We start from the raw sequence: 19,900 nt of genomic DNA on the forward strand, positions 1-19,900 counted from the left end.
TTTGCGGCTCCAGATGCTAAGGTGAGCTCCGATCGTTTTCGCTCGTTCTCGCATCCCGGGTAAACCCCAATGTCCAGGAATGCCGCCGTTTTGGACGACGATCGGCTCAATGCCGATGCCATCGTCTTGAACAAGTAGTCGAAGTTCGGCTTCGGTATAGTCCACTTCTACTGTGATTTTGCTTCCCTTTGAGTGTCGGAACGCGTTGAAGAGCGCTTCTCGACCAAGCTTGCTCAATTCTTCAACAACAATCGGATGAAGGCTTGCTGCTTTGCCATTCACCACAACGCTGAATCTGATTGAGCCGTCTTGCTGGAACCGTTGACCTGCTTTCGTAAACATGTCAGCGAGGTCAACCAATTCTTCTTCGTGCCGGACGTCCAGCACATGCTCGCGACCCTCCAACATCACATCGTCTGATTGCTCGAGAGCCTGCTCGAAGATCACTCTCGCCGGCTCGTGTCTTGGGAGCTGCGATGTTGCTGTTTGAAAGCGAAGAAGCAAACCCTGCATGCCCTGAAAGAAGGTGTCGTGCAGATCCCTTGCGATCCGCTCCCGTTCGTCCATCTGCGCGATGAGCCGTGCTTTCACCGCCTCAGAGGCTTGCTCAAGGCGCACGGTATACAGGATCCACAGGGAAACTAAGAGTACCGACAGGACGAACAGCTTGAACCAAAGTGTCTGGTAGGGTGCAGCGGCCACAACGATGTCGAGCGCTGCTCCAGTTGTATTCCACACCCCGTCGTTATTACATGCCATAACGGAGAATCGATAATGCCCTGGGGGAAGCTGGTTGTAAAAGGCACTCCGCCGCGTACCTACCTCCTGCCAGGTATCGTCCTGCCCTTCTAATTTGTAGCGAAACACTACCCTGCGTGGTTGAACGTAGCTGAGTCCGCTGTACTGAATCTCGAGGTCCTTAGTATTTGGAGGCAGCTCAAGCTTTCCAAGAGGAGTGGAAACTCTATGGTCAGCGAGCACTGTGTCGATGTGCACTGGCGGAGGCCGTGGGTTGTCGCGCAATCGCTCCGGGTCAATCATTTGCAGAACGACACCATTGGTGAACCACAATTTGCCCCCGACAGCCATGGCAGCACTTGGCTGCCCATCTTGCCCCCCGGGGAAAACACCTTCAAGCCTCCCGAATACGCGAGGGTGTACTCGAAACAGTTCATCTGCCCGAAGTCGTTGAAGGTCACCGGTGCTGACCCTCAGCAATCCGCACTCGCCAAATAGCCAGAGGTTCCCATCGCTATCGTCGAGTGCGGAGTAGATGGTCGAGCATGGTAAGCCCCGATCTTGATTCAGCACTCTCCACTGCTGCCTCGTCTTTAGAAAAAGCCCAATCCCCGTGCTGAGGAGCAGGGTGTTGTCGGGCGTTACCCTTAGATCGGTGACACCGAAGGAAACGGAGCTTGTTGGAATCTTGACGAAGGACCGTTGCCCATTCTTTAGGTAGCTCAGTTCCCCACTGTTTGCTCCAACCCAAAGTCCACCGTCCCTATCAGGCGCCAACCACTTTGCTCGATCCTTAGCGGGCAGCTCGATGGTTCGGACAACCTGGTAGTTCTCGATCTGGAGAAGCGTTCTCGCCCCGCTCCGAGAGAGGACTGCCCAAAGTGCGCCTGTCTCATCCTGTGCAATGGAGCTGATAGTCTCCGCCATGTGCTTCTGATCGCGCTCCCTGCTCGCAGGAACATCCCGTACACGGCCGTTGTCATAAACAAGTAGCTGGTTGTCTGAGGCAATCCAGACGCGGTGGCTCCTGTCCTCGTATAAGGCCCGTATAGTCTGCCCAACGTTCGCTTGCAGCGGAGTGATTGTGCCGGCGCGCCAAACATCGATGCCCCCATTTTCTGCGATCCAGACCGATCCATCGGGACGCGCAAGCACAGGACCATTCAAGCTTCGAGTCAGTCCCCTATGGGGTGTGTAATCCGCCACTGGAATGTCTCGAAAGCAGTCGACTCCTGCGATGGTGGCGACCCAGATGTTGCCCTCGGCATCCTCGCGCACTGCGTTCACTTGATCGCTGGAAAGCCCGTCACTCATCGTGAAATGATCGGCTTTGCCGTTCCAGATTCGGTACAGCCCTTCATCCACCGTACCTACCCAGAGCGCACCTTCCCTGTCCCGAAATAGGATGTTTGCAGTAATGCTTGAGCCATGGAAGCCAACAGCGTTGTATCCCTTCCAGCTGCCGTTCGCGTACTCCTGCACACCGCCGAACATGCCTTTCACGTCTAATGCCGCCAAAATCACTGTGGGCTGCGGAAGGAGATAACGGACACTGCCTTCGCCTAAAATTGTTTTAGGCTGTTCATTCAGAGATGACTGGACCTTGCCATCACGCCAGGAACGCACCGACGACGAGCCAAACCACTTTGCTCCCGCGCCATCTTCGGCCAGCGCAGTAGCAAACTTCTCGGGAATCCCCGCGTCTGCACCGAAGCAGCGCAGATCTGAGCCCACGACCTCGCATAAAGGTCCTTTACCATCTCGAATTCTCAGCCGCGTGACCCATATGGTCCCGTCACTTGCCTCGATTACGGAGCGGATCTCGGCCTGCCAGGTGGATACTTGAAGAAGCTGCCCATGCCGAATCGCTTGGAGGCCGCCAGGACCACCAAACCAGATTGTTCCATCTCGCGCGAGGACAAGGCTGTTCACACCGGCAATGCTTCTGCTCCTTGCAACGTCAGGTGAAGTAAACGACCCTCCCACCAGGCGGGTCAGATTGGTGCTGGTCCCCACCCAGATGTATCCATCAGCGTCCTGCAGGATCTGCGTAGGTGTGCCCTCAAAATTGCCTTCTTCGGTCCGCCACACGTTGTGTGCATATTGATAGAGCGCGCGCTGTGGATCGAGCGCTACAGCGAAGGTGCTCCACGTCGACCCCGCAAGAAGTAGGGCAAGGATCCTCAGCAGAAGGGCATACCCGCGGGTTCCTTCCGTGCGCAACATCGCGGATTTCATTGAGCACCCTCCTTCGTCTTCGCAGGCACCCCTGATGTTACCTCCCCAACTTCGCGCAAGGAACTCGAAAGAGCTATCCGTCATTGGCTCTCATGAGGCTCGAAGAAGAGTGCTCGGTGGGCTAGAATCCCCAAAAAGCGGCCATCCTGAAAGCGTTCTCCGGGTACAACCAGGTCGTTGGTGACTCCTTGTGGTGGTCATCTGATCCAACTTAAGTGAGGGAATTCTATGTTCCGGGAAGAGATTAGCCGGTCCAGTTCGGTCATCGTCCCAGACTTCCGTCCAGAACTTGCTTTCCCGAAACTTACAGAAGAACAAATCGACAAAGTTCGATTTTATGGAGTTGAAGAGACGCTACCCCCAAACCGACTACTCTTTACCCACGGTGCGCGCGAAACCGATATGTTTGTTGTTCTCGACGGCGCGATCACAATCTCTCTCCCGGTCGTCGGTGGGGAAAGAAAGATCATCGCGCAGTACAGAAGGTTTGACTTTACCGGCGAACTGGATCTTCTCAATTCGCAAGGGTCGCTTGGCGAAGCCAAGACGACTTGTAGGAGCCTCGTCCTTCGTATACCTCGCCTTCGATTTCAGCATCTGATGCGCGCCGAAGGAGAGATCGCGAACGTCATCACCTCTGCGGCAATCTGGCGGCGGGTCGGCATTCTTTGCGAGATCTCCGGTGGCGTGGAGCTGATGGGGAATGCGGGAGATCCGGGAATGCGGCTAGTGCAGCGTTTTCTCGTTCACAACGGCTATCCCCATCATATCGTCACAATCATCGGCGACGGTACTCGCCAACAAACTGCAAACACCAGCGAGGCATTCCCGCAAGTGACGCTCACCGACGGTCGAGTAATGCATCGCCCGACGATTGCGGAGCTGGCCGATGAACTGGGCATCACGGAACGACCTGATGCCGCGATGATCTACGATGTGGCGATTGTAGGTGCCGGTCCTGCAGGACTGGCGGCGGCTGTACACGCAGCTTCAGAAGGGCTATGCACGATTGTCGTGGAATCAACGGCTCCCGGGGGGCAGGCGGGAACCAGTTCAAAGATCGAAAACTACCTCGGATTCCCGACTGGCGTCTCCGGTCTACAGCTCGCAAGCCGTGCTCACTCGCAAGCCTTGAAGTTCGGAGTCAAGTTTGCCATCTCAAGAGAAGTCGTAACGGCTGAGCAGGTACATGGAATTCATATCCTTACTCTCTCCGGCAGGATTCTGCTCCGTGCGCGCTCGGTGGTCGTGGCCTCCGGAGCGCAATACAGACAGCTCGCAGTGCCCGACTATAGTCGCTTTGAAAATCAGGGAATCTACTATGCCGCCACTGCGATGGAATCGCAGCTTTGCCGCGACCGGCATGTAGTGGTGGTCGGAGGAGGAAACTCCGCAGGACAAGCAGCGCTCTTTCTTTCGGGCTTCGCATCGCAGGTGCATCTGGTTGTGCGCGGCAAATCATTGTCGACGAGCATGTCGCAATATCTCGTGTCGCGCATCGAAAGCTCGTCTCGCATCACGCTCTGCACGGAAACAGAGATCGTCAAGTTGGAGGGCGAGAAAAGCCTGGAGTGGGTTAGCTTGAAGGATCTCAGAACCCGGGAGACAATTCGCAAACCGATCAAAAGCGTGTTTGTGATGATTGGTGCGGAGCCCAATTCCGGATGGCTGTTCGGCACCGTCAAACTGGATCGAAAGGGCTTCATTTTGACAGGGGGTCCAGACGCTTTCAGTAGAAGTCCCTACGCGACCAACGTACATGGCCTGTTTGCAGTTGGCGATGTTCGTTCCGACTCTCTTAAACGCGTTGCATCAGCCGTTGGTGAAGGATCCGTTGTCATTTCTGACGTCCACCGATATCTAGCCGATCTAACCGCGCTTGTAGCTGCGGGAACCCTTCCTCCGATAGGGACACTTCATGGCGCTCAGGAAGTGATATAGCCTGAGGAATCTTGTCTGACGGACGCCAGGATCTCCTCAGACCCCACCTTGATTTCCTTGCGGTCAAACAATGACACAGGAATAGCCGCAGTCCTGATGAGGTTAAAGTTAAGGGCTGTTTGCTCGTGACCTGTGGGGTGCTGCTCTCTCCAGAGCTCCAGGAGCAGGGGCGGCATCGCGGAGAGAGCGGCTCTGGTGCGGTGGATCTTTGCATGGCAAGCAGGACACAATGCCAGCATCAGCTTCAGAATCTACTTGCCCGGCACCCGGTGATGCACGATGATCGAGCGCTTGTCCCGACCCGAGGCGTCACAGACCCGGCAACGGTACCCGTCTCGTTCCAGAACCGCTTCTCGCAGCCCTCCAAAATACTCCTCATCCTGCCTCTTAAGCGTGTAACAGGTTGCACACATGCCGAGCGCGAGTACCTTTGCGTTTCCGCAAGGACAGTGCAAGACCTGCTGACGGCCGCTCTTCAATTCCCTTCTCCTGCGACATACCGGTAGAGCGTCTGCCGACTGATTCCAAACTCGACGGCAAGCTTAGTCTTCGACTCTCCTCTACTGACCCGGCTCCGAAGCTCCTTCGCTTGGATGAGGCTGAGGGAATGCTTTCTCCCAACGTAAGCGCCCTCCCTCAACTTCGCAAGAGCGATCCCCTCTCGCTGCCGCTCACGGATCAGATCGCGTTCAAACTGCGCGAACGCTCCCATGACGCTCAAAAGCAGGTGTGACATGGGCGAGTCGGCCCCCGTAAAGGTCAGGTTTTCCTTCTCAAATCGAACGTGTACCCCACGCTCTGTTAGACCAAGCACGATTTTGCGGAGGTCGTCCAGATTGCGGGCCAGCCGGTCCATCGCATGACACACAACCGTGTCGCCGTCGCGAACATACTCCAAAAGAAGCTGAAGTTGGGGACGGTGCATGTCCTTTCCCGAAGCTTTATCAGTGAATCGCTTGTCAACCGTGATGCCGTCGAGCTGGCGAAGCTCTTTCTGGTCCAGGGCGCTAACGCGAAGGTAGCCGACCATTTGGCCTGGACGCCGCTTCCCTTTTGTCACACTAGGTTCTTTAGCCTTTACCATCTTGTGTCACACTATCAGAAATGCAACCTCTATGAGACGCAATTTTGTCACATAAGCAGCGTCTCGCAGGGGTATACCTCAGCAAAACCAGCGTAATAGGCGACAACGGCGTTTCTCGAGACCAATGCTGCTTTGCAGCTAAAAAACGCATACCTTCACCATTCGAATGCCTTTTCTCTCTCCTCGAAGCGCTCTGTGCTGCAGTTCAATGTGGCGCAACCATGCATCTTACGGGTAAAGGAGTATTCATGAGCAAGGAAGCAAACATCGCGGCACAGAAGAAGATGGGCGAGATCATCAACAGCTACCAGTTCGACAAGCTGAACGAAGTCATGGCTCCCAACGTCAAGGACCACGATCCTGCGGACGACCAGGGCCCCGGCCCTGAAGGATTCGCCCATTGGTTTACCCAATTCCATTCCGCCTTCCCCGATTTCAAGATTGCCGTCGAGCACCTCGTCGCTGACGAGGATAACGTGGCCTTCGCCTACACCATCACCGGCACGCAGGGCGGCCCGTTCAACGGCATTCCCGCAAGCGGTAAAAAGATCAAGGTTCGCGGGATGCAAATCTCCAAGTTTAATTCGGATGCGAAGATCGTCGAACGCTGGGGAGCTTCGCACGAAGTTGGCATCCTGCAGCAGATCGGTGGCATGAAGCCGGTTGCACACCTTGACGAGCCGCCCGTCATCTCTGCTCCAGCCTTGTAAGCATAGATCTCGTCACCTTGAGGAGGGGCTCCGTGCGGGAGTACCGCATGGAGACCTCCAGCCCGATCTCTCTTTTACCTGCCGCCTGCAATCTGCATACTGACCGTCGGCTATGCGTCTGTAGAAAAGCGTATTCTGAAGGGGGCAGCTCGTTTGAACGTGATCCCGTACGGAACCACTCTCAAAAGAGATCTGCATGGAATTGATTCAGGACTAAACCTTTGAAGGCGAGTTGCTGTCGATTGACGAAAAGCAATTCGTCGATTGCACCCTCATCAACTGCACTTTAGAGTATCGAGGGCTACCAGTCAGCTTCACGAGAACGCGTATGAGAGGATGCCGCTACGTCTTCTTTGGAAGCGCGCGGAGCACCGTCCATTTCCTGCAGGGCGTCGGGCTCATGACCCATGTGCTTGGCGAATGGGGGGAGCTTTCGGAGACTGTGAATTAGGCTAAGCCGCAGGTTCAGGACCAATCCCGTTCTGCGCACATTTAACCAATACGCTCTTCAGCTAGTAGTCCGGCTCTATCCGTGCCGCTAGAGCTCTGGGTCTCAACGGTCGGTCAATCGCCTGGCTGGCTATTCTTTTTGACCAGAGCGACCTTATCAGCCTGCGGACCCTTTTGACCGGTGATCACATCGAATTCGACTGGATCGCCCTCTTTCAAGGTCTTGTAGCCGTCAAGTTTGATAGAGCTGTAGTGTACGAAAACGTCGTTTCCACTGTCCCGCCCAAGAAAGCCGTAACCCTTCGCACTATTGAACCACTTCACCGTACCTGAGTATTGAGCCATGTTCGTACCTCGTTCTTGACCGTGTTTCGGACACGCGGCAGCTAAATGCATGCAGATGGATTGCGATGCGTGGTCTCTCAGTCCCGTCAAGGTTTGCGCGAGAACGAACAGACCGAGTCCTCACCTTTGTTGGAAAATCTAGAGATGGATTCGCTGGAAAGCTCTCATATCATCGCCGTTGAACGGCATAACACCGGGATTGTCATTCAATTTGCGGACGGAAACTGCTTCTTCTATTCGCAAGAGATGCTTCAGAAAATGCAACCCGAGGCGGAAGCCCTGGATGAGTCGAATGTCGCCTGGTAAACGTTAGGGCTTGTCTCTAGTTGCGACAACTTCATTAGGCCTGATCATGTTCCTTTGGTCTGTGCGAAGTCGCACAGACCAATTGTTATGCAAGACACGTCAGGAAGTGAACCCGGTATCGAAATGCAGGAAGTTTTCCAGGTGCTCACGGACCACGCGATAGCACTCACAAGCCTCGTCCTCGAGGCCTTTGACATCCAAAATCTGAATAGACCCACGATGGTAGTCGATCAAGCCTTTGGCTTTCAGGGCTCCAGCTGCGATAGAGACAGTGGAACGGGTACTCCCGAGCATCTGGGCAACGAACTCCTGCGCCATTTCTAGATGCTCCTGTTTCGCCCGATCGCCGCAGATGAGTAGCCAGCGTGCCAGGCGTTGCTCGTAGGTATGCATCGCGTTACAGGCGGCATTCTGAGTGGAAAGAGTGAGTTGAGACTGAACGTACCTCAAAGCCAAGTGTAGGAATTCACCGTGCCGGCGAAACTCCTCCTGGGCTGATCGGACGGGTACGGCATAGCCGGACCCACTCAACTGCATGAAGATTCGATTGAAGCTATGTTTGGCACCCATGAGAGCGGAGATGCCAATCACCGATTCATAGCCGAACATGCTGGTTTCCACCTGGGCTCCATTCTCGAAGCTTGTGGTCATCGAACCGATGCCTTCTTCCAGAAAAAAGAGGTGCTGAATCGGACGGCCCGGCACTTCCAGGTCATAAAGGACGGGAAGGTCGACGCGTCTGAGATGAAGACGACTCAACGTATCTGGATCCAGATGTTGCAGCAGCAGGTTCTTGAAGTTAGTTGCCATGAAGCCATCCTTCTCGGTTCATAGGCGGCTGCCGGTCACAGAGATCCCTTCGTCTTTTGTGAACTTGAATGCCGTTATGTTATCTAGAAAACAAAATCTAACAACAGCTTCACTGTACATGAATCGCGGAAAGTGAGCTGTTCTCCCTGATTTGTGCTGATCTTTGAGGCCTGAAGAGCATCTGTGCGAGCTCACACAGACGCGGACGTTGCTCATACGACATTCTTATCTCGCCGGTGCTTCATATCCAGTCTTCTCCGGTATCAAAGGGGGCCCTTTATGAACACGATACAAACGACGGAAAATCAGCACAGCCGGCTCATCTCGCAAGGCTTTGGACTGAATTCGTCCCGTCATCATCATGATGGTTTGCGCGAGACCGATGAAGATTTGATCGTGGCGCTTGGGTTCAGGGCTCCGCCCGTGCAAGACGGCAATAACTTCCGGCCAAAGAGCATTCTGCTGGTCGAAGACAACGATGATTTGAGAGAAGTTTGCGACATGTTTCTCAACATGGTCGGATTTAACGTGGTGGCATGTGCCGACGCGCAGATCGCGTCTTCGGCCTTCCGTTCAAGTATCCCTGTGGACCTGCTGTTGAGCGACCTCGAAATGCCAGGGCGCTCCGGCCTGGAGCTCGCTCGCGAACTCACCGGCATCCGCCCTTCGTTGCCGGTCATGATCGTTTCAGGCGCATTCATTACCAACGACATGTCCTCCGAAATGCAGATGCGGAACTGGAAGTTTCTCGCAAAGCCCTGTGGTCTGCCCGATATTCTTTCGAATCTGAAGACCCTGCTCAATGCCCAGCTCCAGGCTGCCGCCTAGGTGGTAAGCACCCAAGTCCAGACGCGGGTTCGCATCCATGACACCACACTGCTCGACGATGTGTTGCGAGGCGAGGAATGCGCGATGGAGCAACTTTTTGATCGTTACTCAACCGCTGTGTACTCAGTAGCGAAGCGCATCCTGCAGGATGCTCCCTCGGCGGAAGATGTCATGCATGACGTTTTTATGCAGATATGGCGAGAACCAACGACCTTCCTTATGATGGATGGGGATCTTGGAAACATCCTCGTGGTTCTGTCGAGGAATCGGTCTATCGTGGTCCTGCGTGACAGAGTCAGCAAGGGGATGCAAGTTGTCGCATCTGTGATCGATAGAGGTAAGAAGGTCGAACGAAGGAGCGCCACGGCGAAAGCCATCCTGACCGTTCCTTGTTCGGACGAAGACTTTCGGGCCTTAGACATGGCTTTCTATAAAGGTTTGACTCTCAGCGAGATCGCAGTAGGGACAGGGCGCTCGCCTCAGTCCATAAAGAAGAGTTTTTGTTTTGCCCTCCAGGCACTACATTTGAGCATGACTCCTCAGGTCGCCACAGGTGACCTGTAGGCGGCTTTGAGGTCGCCCATGCTGCATCGCGAATTTCGCAATAAGATTCTCCAAAGTCTCGACGAAAAGACCCTGGCTCGGCTTCGCTTGGAGCCCGTAGAACTCCCTGTTCGGCATCCTTTGGAAAGCCCGGGCCGACCGGTTCGAAACATCTTTTTCCTGGAATCTGGGATTGCAAGCGTGACCACGCTGTTCAAGGACGGTTTCGAGGTTGAGGCCGGAATGTATGGACGTGACTCGCTTAGCGGTATTTCCGCCTTCATGGGTACTCGTGAAAGCCTGAACGCCTCCTACATGCAGATAGCCGGTCACGGCTTCATGTGCGATGTAGAGCATGCGGCGACGGAATTTCAGCGTGCCGGCCACTTCCACTCGCTCGCTCTGCGAGCGGTACAAGCTCAGTTCGTCCAGTCCATGCAAAGCGCCGGCTGCAACGCACACCATGAGATTGGACCACGTTTCGCCCGCTGGATTCTGCTTTGTGCTGACAGAACCGAAAGCGCCACCTTTGCCCTTTCGCATGAGTTCCTCGCTACCATGCTGGGCGCTCGTCGAACGACGGTAACCGTCGCCGCTGGCAAGCTCAAAAGAGCCGGGCTGATCCGGTATACACGGAATAACGTTCAAATTATGGATCGTCCCGGTTTAGAAGCAATTGCCTGCGAATGCTACAGCGTTCTTCGTGAGCACCTGCGGAACCTCTCCGAATACGACAGCGGCCTGACACGGCCACCTGAATAGTTCCTGCTCCTGCTCCCGTCGCCCAGTCGGGTCGGTGTGGGACGTGGGCCTCAGCCGCGTACGATCCACAGCGTGCACAAATGCTGAAGCTGCTGCTCCTGCTGCGCGGCAACAGCGCATTATCGTCATCAACATCCCTTGGTACCTTTGCCGCGTGGTTACCTTCCGCGCTCGGTCTCCTCACCGCACGAAAGCGGTGCTTTCGGCCATGCCGCCGCTCCTCTTGGAACTGTGGCGTGAGCAGCATCCCAAAGGCCATGAACAGAAGCAGCTTGACTTCAGCTCGAAGAAGCCTGCGGCGAAACTGGTTCCACTCTTCAGGGACGAGAAGGAATCGAGCGGTTAGGGTTCCGGCTGCTGCTGGTGTAAGCGGCGTTTATAGAGATTTATCTGTGGGGCATCGGTCGCTCAATAAATGTGGGCGGACCAAAGAGCTTGTAGCCGTTCCACGTGCCGGACCGAAGGAGACTACCTTACCTTCCTTGTTGGATTGGTCTAGTGTGGGAGTAAGGGAAGCCTATGACAAGTCGCCATTTACTCGATCCGGAACTCGTTCCCTCCAGCCAAGAGATTCCCTTCATAAGCTTTAGCACTGACAAGCTCCCGCAACTGCGCGCCGAAATGCTGAAGAAAGCGATTGCGGCGTCCACAGCTTCCGAAAATCCCTCAGTTGCGACCGCCACCATCCATGTTTCAGGCTCAGAGGGCGCACCAGCGATTCGTGTTCTCAGCTATCGCCCGGTAGTCGCAGACGGCCCATTGCCAGTCTTGCTGCATTTACACGGGGGCGGCTTTGTCTCCGGCTCGCCGGAGAGGAAAGGGGCAGCACACCGCAAACAGTGTCTGGAGCTTGGGTGTGCAATCTTCTCGGTGGATTATCGCCTGGCGCCAGAGACACCATTTCCGGGAGCGATCGAGGACTGCTACGCAGTCTTGGGGTGGCTGACTGGAAATGCTGAGCAGCTTGGCATCGACAAAAGCCGAATCGCGGTTTCGGGCGAAAGCGCAGGCGGTGGTTTAGCGGCGAGCTTGGCTTTACTTGTTCGCGACCGCGCCGAACTGTCGCTTTGCTTCCAACATCTGATCTCCCCGATGCTCGATGACCGAACCGCCATCGAGACGAATACAAGCCCGTTTGCGGGTGAATTCGCGTGGACCCGTGAGAACAATGCGTTCGGCTGGTCCGCTCTTCTAGGGCCCGATGTGGGCAAAGTCGGTACATCCCCGTATGCTGCAGCTGCTCGGGCGTCAGATTTCAGCAGTCTTCCGCCAGCCTTCATTTCTGTCGCCGCTCTCGATCTCCTCATGGAGGAGCAAGTGGACTACGCAACTCGCTTGGTTAAGGCCGGCAGCCCCGTCGAGCTACACCTGTATCCCGGCAGCTATCATGGGTTCTCTTCTGCATGCCCTCGCGCAGAGGTTTCCATCGCTGCCGAACGTGATAGCCAAAGCGCTCTCAAACGAGCGTTGCACGGGTAAGGGCTTGAACTATCGTTCAGCGATCCGCTGATGTCCACGGCGGGACAAAGACACCTTCCATTGCCGACAGCGCCACAGTGATGCCGAAGCTATGAGCATTCCGGCTCTTCGCCGAAGAGCGGCCCCCCAAAGTCACACAGGCGAAGTTGACCCCCCTCGGATGCATTTTTTGGGCTGGCTTGGCTTCCTGGCTGGCGTGAGCGGCGTTTCTTAGGACTTAAATTCGTCGCTCACACAAGATGCTTGCTGAAAAGGTCCACCACACTCTGTGGAGCGTTGTTATCGAAGAATTTCTCCAGGTTCTGTGCAGTTTCACGAGCGAATCTTTCGCTTCGCGGGAAGAGTTCGTTCTCGTAGGCTGCAAATGCGGCTTCGTTGTCCTCAGGATGGGCAAGCAGGGCTCGAGCAAGTTCAGCGCCATCGTACATGGCGAGGTTGGCACCCTCGCCTGCGAACGGGCTCATTAAATGGGCTGCATCTCCGAGCAGGGTTACGCCTGGAACTCGTTTCCATCTGTGATCGACCGGCAGAGCGTAGATTGGCCGGAGCAATGGATCGACCTCACTGTCAACAATCAGGGCGGTGAGTTGCGGAGCCCATCCCAAGAATTCTTCCGCGATATGAGACAAGCTCGATTGAGCGTCGCGGGAATTGAAGGAAGCAATCCAGCTCTCCGGCTTTTTCAACGCAACATAGGTCTTGAGCGTCCCATCGGCGTTGCGATGCGCCAGGATGCCCTTGCCCGGGGCCACTGCCATACAGGTGCCGTTCCCGATTGCATCGGCGCTTGCTTTGTGGCGCGTGTCACCGTCAGAGAGAAAGGTTTCGATGAAGCAGGTGCCGGTATAAAGCGGTTTTGCCTCTGATACAAGTGGACGCACCTTTGACCACGCGCCATCGGCTGCGACCAGCACGTCAGCGAGAACCGTCGAGCCATTGGAGAAGGTCAGCTCATGTCTTCCATCAGCACTCGCGGATACGGAGGCCACCTTGTGACCCCATCGGATCATTTCCTCAGGTATGGAATCGATGAGCATTTTTCGCAGTTCGCCGCGATCTACTTCGGGCCGCTTGAGAGCATATCCACCAGGTTTGTCCAGGAGGATAGTGCCGTGTTTGTCCACCACGCGTTTTGCATCCTCACCCGGACGGACGAGGGACAGAAAGGACTCGAACAAACCCGCAGCTTTGATGGCAAGCTGTCCGTTGTATTCATGAAGATCCAGAAGACCCCCCTGCGCCCTTGCATGAGCCGAGGCTTCCGCTTCATAGACGGTAGCTCTCATACCATGGAGATGGAGAATCCGGGCAAGCGTAAGGCCGCCGAGTCCGGCACCGATGATTGTGATTGGGTGTTGCATGAGAGCGCCCCTTTTGAACGTAATCAGCCTTGTGGGCTGACCGTCGCAACTTGCACTGGGCAGTTGCATTCGGAGACGCTGGCCGAATCACACAGAACGCGTGATTGACTTGTACTCGACAACCCCTATCAGCCAATTGCTGACTCAGGAATCGTTTTTCGCGACTGTTGTAAGCTTAACGCATCTACACGGCTTGGCAAAGCCTATCGTGTTCTGGGCAGTCCTCCGCTCAGTACTAAGCCGATGCTTAGTACCGGTATGTCGCATTATCGCCAGTCACGGGACTGTGAAGGATGCCGGAATCTGCTACAGGTGCGTTGAGGCCGGGACCCATCTATATAGAGTAGGAACGGAAACACCCAGGTTGCTGGCCACGTCCCGTGCCGGAACTCCGCTGGCCAGAAGTTTCTTTGCTGCTTTTACTTTAGTTTCGGTCATCTGCCGTTTGCGGCCACCCGTGCGGCCGAGCTGGCGTGCAACTTCGAGGCCAGCACGAGTCCGCTCTACAATAAGTTCCCTCTCCATCTCAGCCAGGCTGGCCATGACATGAAAGAAAAACCGGCCTGAAGCCGTTCCGGTATCGATCGAATCGGTAAGGCTCTTGAACTGCACTCCCTGCTTCTGAAGGTCGCCAACCAGATCGACCAAGTGCTTGACGCTCCGCCCCAGCCGGTCAAGCTTCCAGACCACGAGGGTGTCGCCCGCTCGAAGGCTTTCCCGCGCCTGCATGAGACCCGGGCGCTCAGCTCGGGTCCCGCTCACCCGATCTTCGAAGATCTTCTTGCACCCAGCTTTCTGAAGGGCCTCGGTCTGCAGTTCCAGATTCTGATCCTGCGTCGAGACACGGGCGTAGCCAACCAGCATGCTTTGATTCGCAGATTTACCCGCATCGGCTTTCTTGCGAGGCGTCTTCTTCTCGGAACTCGTCAAAGCAGGCATAACGCGAGAATAGCATTTGAGAGTACATTTCGAGAACGGGAAAGGCCAATGATCTTTCCGTCTGCATTCTCGATTGCTCTTCCTCTCGTTAACCTTCGTTTGCGAGAAAGCGATTTCTGCCTAGAGCCACTGCTCTACCTCGAAGTTTCCTGGTTTGAGGCCAGTATCGGATCAGTCATCTGCAGCGACACCTCTGAGCCAGATACCTAATAAACTAAGTGCAGTTGGCGGAGGGTGATTTGGGGGATGGCAATCAGATAGAGACGAGGCAAGTAGAGCCTTCTGTCCCTTCGAATGGCAGTGGAAAGGCGTCGCGAAGGGTGGTGAGGGGCGAGGGGGAGATGGCAGACCTCACGCGAGCGTTCGACTGGGGTGCAACCCCTGTCGGGCCAGTGGAAGCATGGCCAGAGTCGCTGATCACCCTTGTCAATATGCTTTTGTCTTGCCAGCACTCGATGTTCCTCTGGTGGACGGATGAACTCATCCAGTTCTATAACGACGGCTACCGCGCAAGCTTTGGGTCGGACAAACACCCAAGAGCCTTGGGTGAACGGGCTAAGGAATGCTGGCCAGAAATCTGGTCGGCGGTCGGGCCGCTGCTTGAAGGTGTGATCAAGGAAGGCAAGACTGTCTCGTCCGAAGACCAACTATTTGCGATCTACCGCAATGGTCGCCTTGAAGACACCTACTGGGATTACACCTACAGCCCCGTTTTTGATGGAGCAGGCGAGATCCGCGGCATTCTCGCAGTCCTGACTGAAACCACGGCCAGGTTCGTGGCCGACCGCGAGCGTGAAACGGCTGAGCAGTTTCTCCGGCAAAGCGAAGAGGAGTTCCAGTTGGGGATGGAATCGGCTTCGCTGGGTATGTGGCATTACGATCCAAAAACTGACGTAGTAGTTGCGGACGAACGCATGCATAGAATCTTCGGCTCTCCCGATCCGAAGGGGATCGTGGATTACTGGCTTGATCTTCTACATCCTGAAGATAGGGAGGCGGTGGCGACTCACTTCGCAGGGGCACTCGCAGGAAAGCACCATTACGACCTTGAGTACCGAATCCTGCGCAATGGCGAAGTGCGTTGGGTACGTTCTAAAGGCAAAGTGGTCGGACCGGCAGGACGCCCTGAACGCATGTTCGCGATAATGGAAGACATTACCGATCGAAAGCAGGCCGAAGCAGCCTTGCGTCAGAATGAAAAGCTTGCCGCCGTCGGAAGGCTCGCAGCCTCGATCGCGCATGAGATCAACAATCCGCTCGAATCCGTAACCAACCTCCTTTATCTCCTGCGGGGAAGTCAGGATCTAAAAGAAGTCCAAGAGTATGCCGATATGGCTGAGCGTGAACTGCGCCGCGTCGCGCTGATTACCAATCAGACTTTGCGCTTTCATAGACAGTCGACCAAACCGAGCGAGGCCTATTGCTATGATCTCATCGGCGACAGCCTGTCCATGTTTCAGGGACGGCTAGTAAACAACCACATCTCGGTTGAGAAACGGAAGCGTGCAGAACACCCAGTGGACTGCTTAAGCAGTGAGATTCGTCAGGTGTTGAACAACCTGATTGGAAATGCAATTGACTCCATGCCCCTGGGTGGTCGCTTGCTTCTACGAAGTCGAGAAGCAACAGACTTCCAGACTGGCAAACGAGGGCTCGTCATTACGGTTGCAGATACGGGTGCTGGAATGAACGCTGAAACGAGAACGAAGCTCTTTGAGGCCTTCTACACGACAAAAGGAATCGGCGGAACAGGCCTTGGTCTCTGGATCAGCAAGGACATCGTCGGTCGGCATCACGGAAAGTTGAGCTTTCGCTCGCGAGACACGGCAGGAAGGAGCGGCACAGTCTTCTTGCTTTTCCTGCCTTTCACCACGTGATCTGACATAGACAGAGCAATTGTTCCCAAGTGGCGACACGCATCTTCTCTCAAACCAGCGTTTGCGAGAACATCAGGAACACTTTCACAAGGGCCGGTTTTGCTGGTGTTCGCTTGTACTAATGTCACAATAGCGTATACCCCATCCGTACATAGTGAACAGCTCATAGGTTTGATCTGGGCGTATCGCGTAAACCTCACATGTTGTTGGGCTCCGCTTTCGGCACTTGTATTTGCACGACAATCGATACAGTAGTGCAAGGAACTGTAGAGGAGCCAACTGCCGCAAATGCCAAATGATCCGAAGTTTCCCGTTCCAACAAAGATCTTAGAGCTGGTTGAACGTTTTCGAGACAACAGCGCTGCGTACAAGGCCCATACATACAACGAGACCCAGACCAGACGAGAGTTTCTTGACCCCTTTTTCGCTGAACTTGGATGGAACATCGAGAATAAAGAGGGGTATGCCGAGGCCTACAAGGATGTCGTCCACGAAGATGCAATCAAGATCGGTGAAGCAACAAAGGCTCCAGATTACTCGTTTCGGATTGGGGGAACTCGAAAGTTCTTCCTTGAGGCAAAAAAACCGTCCGTCAACATAAAGACAGACACCAGTCCTGCCTTCCAGCTGCGGCGGTATGGATGGACAACAAAGCTACCCTTGAGCATCGTCAGCAACTTTGAAGCTTTTGCGGTATACGACTGTAGGGTCAAGCCCGATCAGAAAGACAAAGCTTCTGTCGCCCGCGTTATGTACATCACCTACGACGAATACGCAGAACGGTGGCATGAAATCGCGTCTGTCTTCTCGAAGGAAGGCATTCTGAAGGGTTCGTTTGACAGGTACGCTGACGCCAATAAGTTGAAGCGTGGGACAGCTGACGTTGATGACGACTTTCTCAGCACCATCGAGACCTGGAGAAAAGATCTTGCCGAGAACATCGGCTTACGGAACAGGAACATCTCTCAACGGCCACTGAATTTTGCCGTTCAACGCATTATCGACCGCATCATTTTTCTTCGTATTTGCGAAGGCCGAGGTATAGAAGACTACGGACGGCTTCGATCATTGGCCGACCAGAAGAATATCTATACGCGCCTTGTTGATCTTTTTATGCAGGCCGATGATCGGTATAATTCTGGCCTTTTCCACTTCCGTGCCGAGAAGAGTCGGCATGAAGCTCCAGATGAGTTGACGCCCGGCCTCATCTTAGACGACAAGGTTCTCAAACGCATTTTCAGTAGTCTTTATTACCCCGAGTCTCCGTATGTTTTTTCAGTGCTTCCGGCAGATGTCCTCGGACAGGTATACGAGCAGTTTCTAGGAAAGATCATAAGCCTTACTTCAGGCCACAAGGCAGAGATAAACGATAAACCAGCCGTCAAGAAAGCTGGAGGGGTGTACTACACCCCTACGTATGTTGTTGATTTTATCGTCGAGAGCACATTAGGTAGTCTGCTCAAGGGCAAGACGGTAAAGCAGGCCTCAAAGCTGAAAGTTGTCGATCCCGCATGCGGTAGCGGATCGTTTCTGCTGGGTGCCTACGAGAAGCTTCTAGTCTGGCATCGTGATGCTTACGTCAACGACGACCCCAAGAAATGGGCGAGGGGAAGCCGCCCGACACTCGTGGAAGCGGCCTCTGGAGGTTGGAAACTCACCATTGCGGAGCGGAAGCGGATTCTAATCGACAACGTGTTTGGGGTTGATATAGATGCACAGGCAGTCGAAACAACCAAGCTTTCCCTACTGCTCAAGGTGCTGGAAGGAGAGACAAGCCAAACTATTCAGCCGGAACTGATCTACCAACGCGCTCTCCCTGATCTTGGCGATAACATCAAATGCGGCAACTCTCTTATCGCCAGTGACTTCTACCTGCAATATCAAACGGCCCTATTTGATGAGGATGAGCAGTACCGGATTAATGTCTTCGATTGGAAGCCCGAGTTTCCCGCAATCTTTAAGGCGGGTGGCTTTGACGTCGTGATTGGCAATCCGCCATGGGGAGCCCTTCTCAGTGAGCCAGAGCTTGACTATTTGCGCAACAAGGACAGTGAGATCATCGTTCGAATGATCGACTCTTTTATGTATTTTGTGCATCAGTGCACCGCCAAGCTGAACTCATCTGGTCGTTTTGGAATGATTCTCCCGGATGTTCTGCTATATCAGTCAGATAATCAAAAGTTGCGAAAGGTGCTGCTTGACCGTTTTACGCTAACCCATATTTTGAACATGGGGAATGTCTTCAAGAAAGTGACTAGACCGGCCTGCATTCTGACGCTTTCCAATTCCGCATCGCCAAAGCCGCAGGTACGGGTTGCGGATCTCTCTAGGTTGCCACAAGTACAGAAACAACGAAGCATGGTCACCGGATCGGGGATGACCTTGCTCGCGCAAAAGGAACTTGTCGAGCTTCCAGGAGCACTGTTTGTCACGACCAACATAGAGGGATACGCAGTATGGAAGACCGTAAACCTCGTTCGTCATGAAAAGCTGATCTCGCTGGTAGACGATGATGGCATTCAGCGCGGCGTCAGCCCTGACTTAAAAGAAGCCTTCTTGGTCACCGCTGCCGCAGCAAAAAAGGCTGGTTTGGAGATTTCGGTGCTCAGGAAGGCCTTGACGGGTGGTCGGCAGGTAAAACGCTACTTCATAGATCATCCGGATCTTCTATTGATCTATACGCAACGGACGACCGACTTGCAGGCTCTACCCAAGGTGCGGGCGTTTATTGATGGGTATAGGGATGCTATAACATGTAAAGAGGTTGAGAAGGGTAAACACTCTCTATATGCACTACACCGCGCTAGAGAGGAAAGGATCTTTCTTAAGAAGAAAAAGCTTATAGGCGTAATCACCGAGGATGAAATCGTACTTGCATTGGACGAGCAGCAAACATTTGTTACGGACGGATTGTATACTTTTGCAGTTGTTGACGGAGTTGATGTTCGCTACGTTATGGGCATTCTTAACTCACGTTTGTTCGTCTTCCTATACCGCTTACTTGCACTTGAATCTGGAAGAGTACTAGCGCAGGTGAAGCCAACACTCCTGGGTCAGTTGCCCATCCGCCTCCTCGACAAAGCAAAAACCAAAGAGAAGGCAGCACACGACCATTTAGTCCAACTAGTCCAGCAACGAATCGATTTGCTGGCGAAACGCAACATCCCTAAGACTCCCCACGAGAAAACCACTTTCGACAGACAGCTCACAGCAAGTGAGGAACAGATTAATGTGTCCGTAGATAACCTATATGGGGTGAAGCTGGAAGACTATGCCATGCAGGAAGCGCTTTTAGAAGATAGTGCTCTCACAGATCCGATGGTTGCCGACGCCTGATAAAAGTTCCCCAATCCCACCTCTCACGTAGAGCGAGCCCCTTCCATGAAGGCCAGTACAGCTGAGGATGCGCACTATTGACCCGCCGCCAGGTCATCGACGATGAAGTCCATAGCCCACTCCTGCCGCAGCGTGCGGAGCCGATACATCAGC

Annotated in this window: 16 protein-coding genes; 10 read left to right on the forward strand and 6 right to left on the reverse strand. The window is 54.3% G+C overall.

Annotation, left to right across the window (positions count from 1 at the left end):
* A partial coding sequence (locus OHL20_RS24520; RefSeq protein WP_263385939.1) for a ligand-binding sensor domain-containing protein occupies positions 1–2,976 on the reverse strand: 2,976 nt, incomplete at its 3' end.
* A gap of 228 nt (positions 2,977–3,204) precedes the next feature.
* On the opposite strand from OHL20_RS24520, the gene OHL20_RS24525 reads away from it, so the two are divergent.
* Positions 3,205–4,917: an FAD-dependent oxidoreductase gene (locus OHL20_RS24525; RefSeq protein WP_263385940.1), complete on the forward strand. Its 1,713-nt coding sequence runs from the start codon at positions 3,205–3,207 to the stop codon at positions 4,915–4,917.
* Between the two features lie 475 nt (positions 4,918–5,392).
* Here the strand turns inward: OHL20_RS24525 and OHL20_RS24530 are convergent, their stop codons facing one another.
* The gene (locus tag OHL20_RS24530) at positions 5,393–5,977 is read right to left on the reverse strand and encodes a recombinase family protein (RefSeq protein WP_449555765.1); all 585 of its coding nucleotides are present in this window, start codon (positions 5,975–5,977) and stop codon (positions 5,393–5,395) included.
* Positions 5,978–6,249: 272 nt separating this feature from the next.
* On the opposite strand from OHL20_RS24530, the gene OHL20_RS24535 reads away from it, so the two are divergent.
* Entirely contained in the window at positions 6,250–6,711 is a 462-nt protein-coding gene (locus OHL20_RS24535) for an ester cyclase (RefSeq protein WP_263385942.1), read from the forward strand.
* Positions 6,712–7,275: 564 nt separating this feature from the next.
* On the opposite strand, the gene OHL20_RS24540 is transcribed toward OHL20_RS24535, so the two are convergent.
* Complete coding sequence (locus tag OHL20_RS24540) at positions 7,276–7,506, reverse strand: cold-shock protein (protein ID WP_263385943.1); 231 nt, start codon at positions 7,504–7,506, stop codon at positions 7,276–7,278.
* A 144-nt stretch (positions 7,507–7,650) separates the two neighbouring features.
* Here OHL20_RS24540 and OHL20_RS24545 point away from each other — a divergent pair, with 144 nt between their 5' ends.
* On the forward strand, positions 7,651–7,812 hold the full coding sequence (locus OHL20_RS24545; protein WP_263385944.1) for a hypothetical protein: 162 nt from the start codon (positions 7,651–7,653) through the stop codon (positions 7,810–7,812).
* A gap of 99 nt (positions 7,813–7,911) precedes the next feature.
* Here OHL20_RS24545 and OHL20_RS24550 read toward each other — a convergent pair whose 3' ends face one another.
* Positions 7,912–8,622, reverse strand: coding sequence for a Crp/Fnr family transcriptional regulator (locus OHL20_RS24550; protein WP_263385945.1), 711 nt, complete (start codon positions 8,620–8,622; stop codon positions 7,912–7,914).
* Between the two features lie 279 nt (positions 8,623–8,901).
* Between OHL20_RS24550 and OHL20_RS24555 the strand changes: the two genes are divergently transcribed.
* From OHL20_RS24555 to OHL20_RS24575, 5 genes are all read left to right on the forward strand, one after another.
* Positions 8,902–9,450 carry a response regulator gene (locus tag OHL20_RS24555; protein WP_263385946.1) on the forward strand — a complete coding sequence of 183 codons (549 nt, stop codon included), beginning with the start codon at positions 8,902–8,904 and terminating at the stop codon, positions 9,448–9,450.
* A gap of 84 nt (positions 9,451–9,534) precedes the next feature.
* Positions 9,535–10,014 carry a sigma factor gene (locus OHL20_RS24560; protein WP_263385947.1) on the forward strand — a complete coding sequence of 160 codons (480 nt, stop codon included), beginning with the start codon at positions 9,535–9,537 and terminating at the stop codon, positions 10,012–10,014.
* A gap of 180 nt (positions 10,015–10,194) precedes the next feature.
* A complete protein-coding gene (locus OHL20_RS24565; RefSeq protein WP_263385948.1) occupies positions 10,195–10,755 on the forward strand; it encodes a Crp/Fnr family transcriptional regulator in 561 nt (186 codons plus the stop codon).
* 43 nt (positions 10,756–10,798) lie between these two features.
* Positions 10,799–11,101 carry a hypothetical protein gene (locus tag OHL20_RS24570; RefSeq protein ID WP_263385949.1) on the forward strand — a complete coding sequence of 101 codons (303 nt, stop codon included), beginning with the start codon at positions 10,799–10,801 and terminating at the stop codon, positions 11,099–11,101.
* Positions 11,102–11,274: 173 nt separating this feature from the next.
* Positions 11,275–12,234 carry an alpha/beta hydrolase gene (locus OHL20_RS24575; protein WP_263385950.1) on the forward strand — a complete coding sequence of 320 codons (960 nt, stop codon included), beginning with the start codon at positions 11,275–11,277 and terminating at the stop codon, positions 12,232–12,234.
* A gap of 230 nt (positions 12,235–12,464) precedes the next feature.
* Here OHL20_RS24575 and OHL20_RS24580 read toward each other — a convergent pair whose 3' ends face one another.
* Both OHL20_RS24580 and OHL20_RS24585 read right to left on the reverse strand, forming a co-directional pair.
* On the reverse strand, positions 12,465–13,595 hold the full coding sequence (locus OHL20_RS24580) for an FAD-dependent oxidoreductase (protein ID WP_263385951.1): 1,131 nt from the start codon (positions 13,593–13,595) through the stop codon (positions 12,465–12,467).
* Between the two features lie 306 nt (positions 13,596–13,901).
* Positions 13,902–14,534, reverse strand: a complete 633-nt coding sequence (locus OHL20_RS24585; protein WP_317891009.1) for a recombinase family protein — start codon at positions 14,532–14,534, stop codon at positions 13,902–13,904.
* Positions 14,535–14,875: 341 nt separating this feature from the next.
* Between OHL20_RS24585 and OHL20_RS24590 the strand changes: the two genes are divergently transcribed.
* Entirely contained in the window at positions 14,876–16,411 is a 1,536-nt protein-coding gene (locus OHL20_RS24590) for an ATP-binding protein (protein ID WP_263385952.1), read from the forward strand.
* A 288-nt stretch (positions 16,412–16,699) separates the two neighbouring features.
* Positions 16,700–19,747, forward strand: a complete 3,048-nt coding sequence (locus OHL20_RS24595) for an Eco57I restriction-modification methylase domain-containing protein (protein ID WP_263385953.1) — start codon at positions 16,700–16,702, stop codon at positions 19,745–19,747.
* The last annotated feature ends 153 nt before the right edge of the window (positions 19,748–19,900 follow it).

The organism is Granulicella arctica (assembly GCF_025685605.1).
Taxonomy (GTDB): Bacteria; Acidobacteriota; Terriglobia; order Terriglobales; family Acidobacteriaceae; genus Edaphobacter; species Edaphobacter arcticus.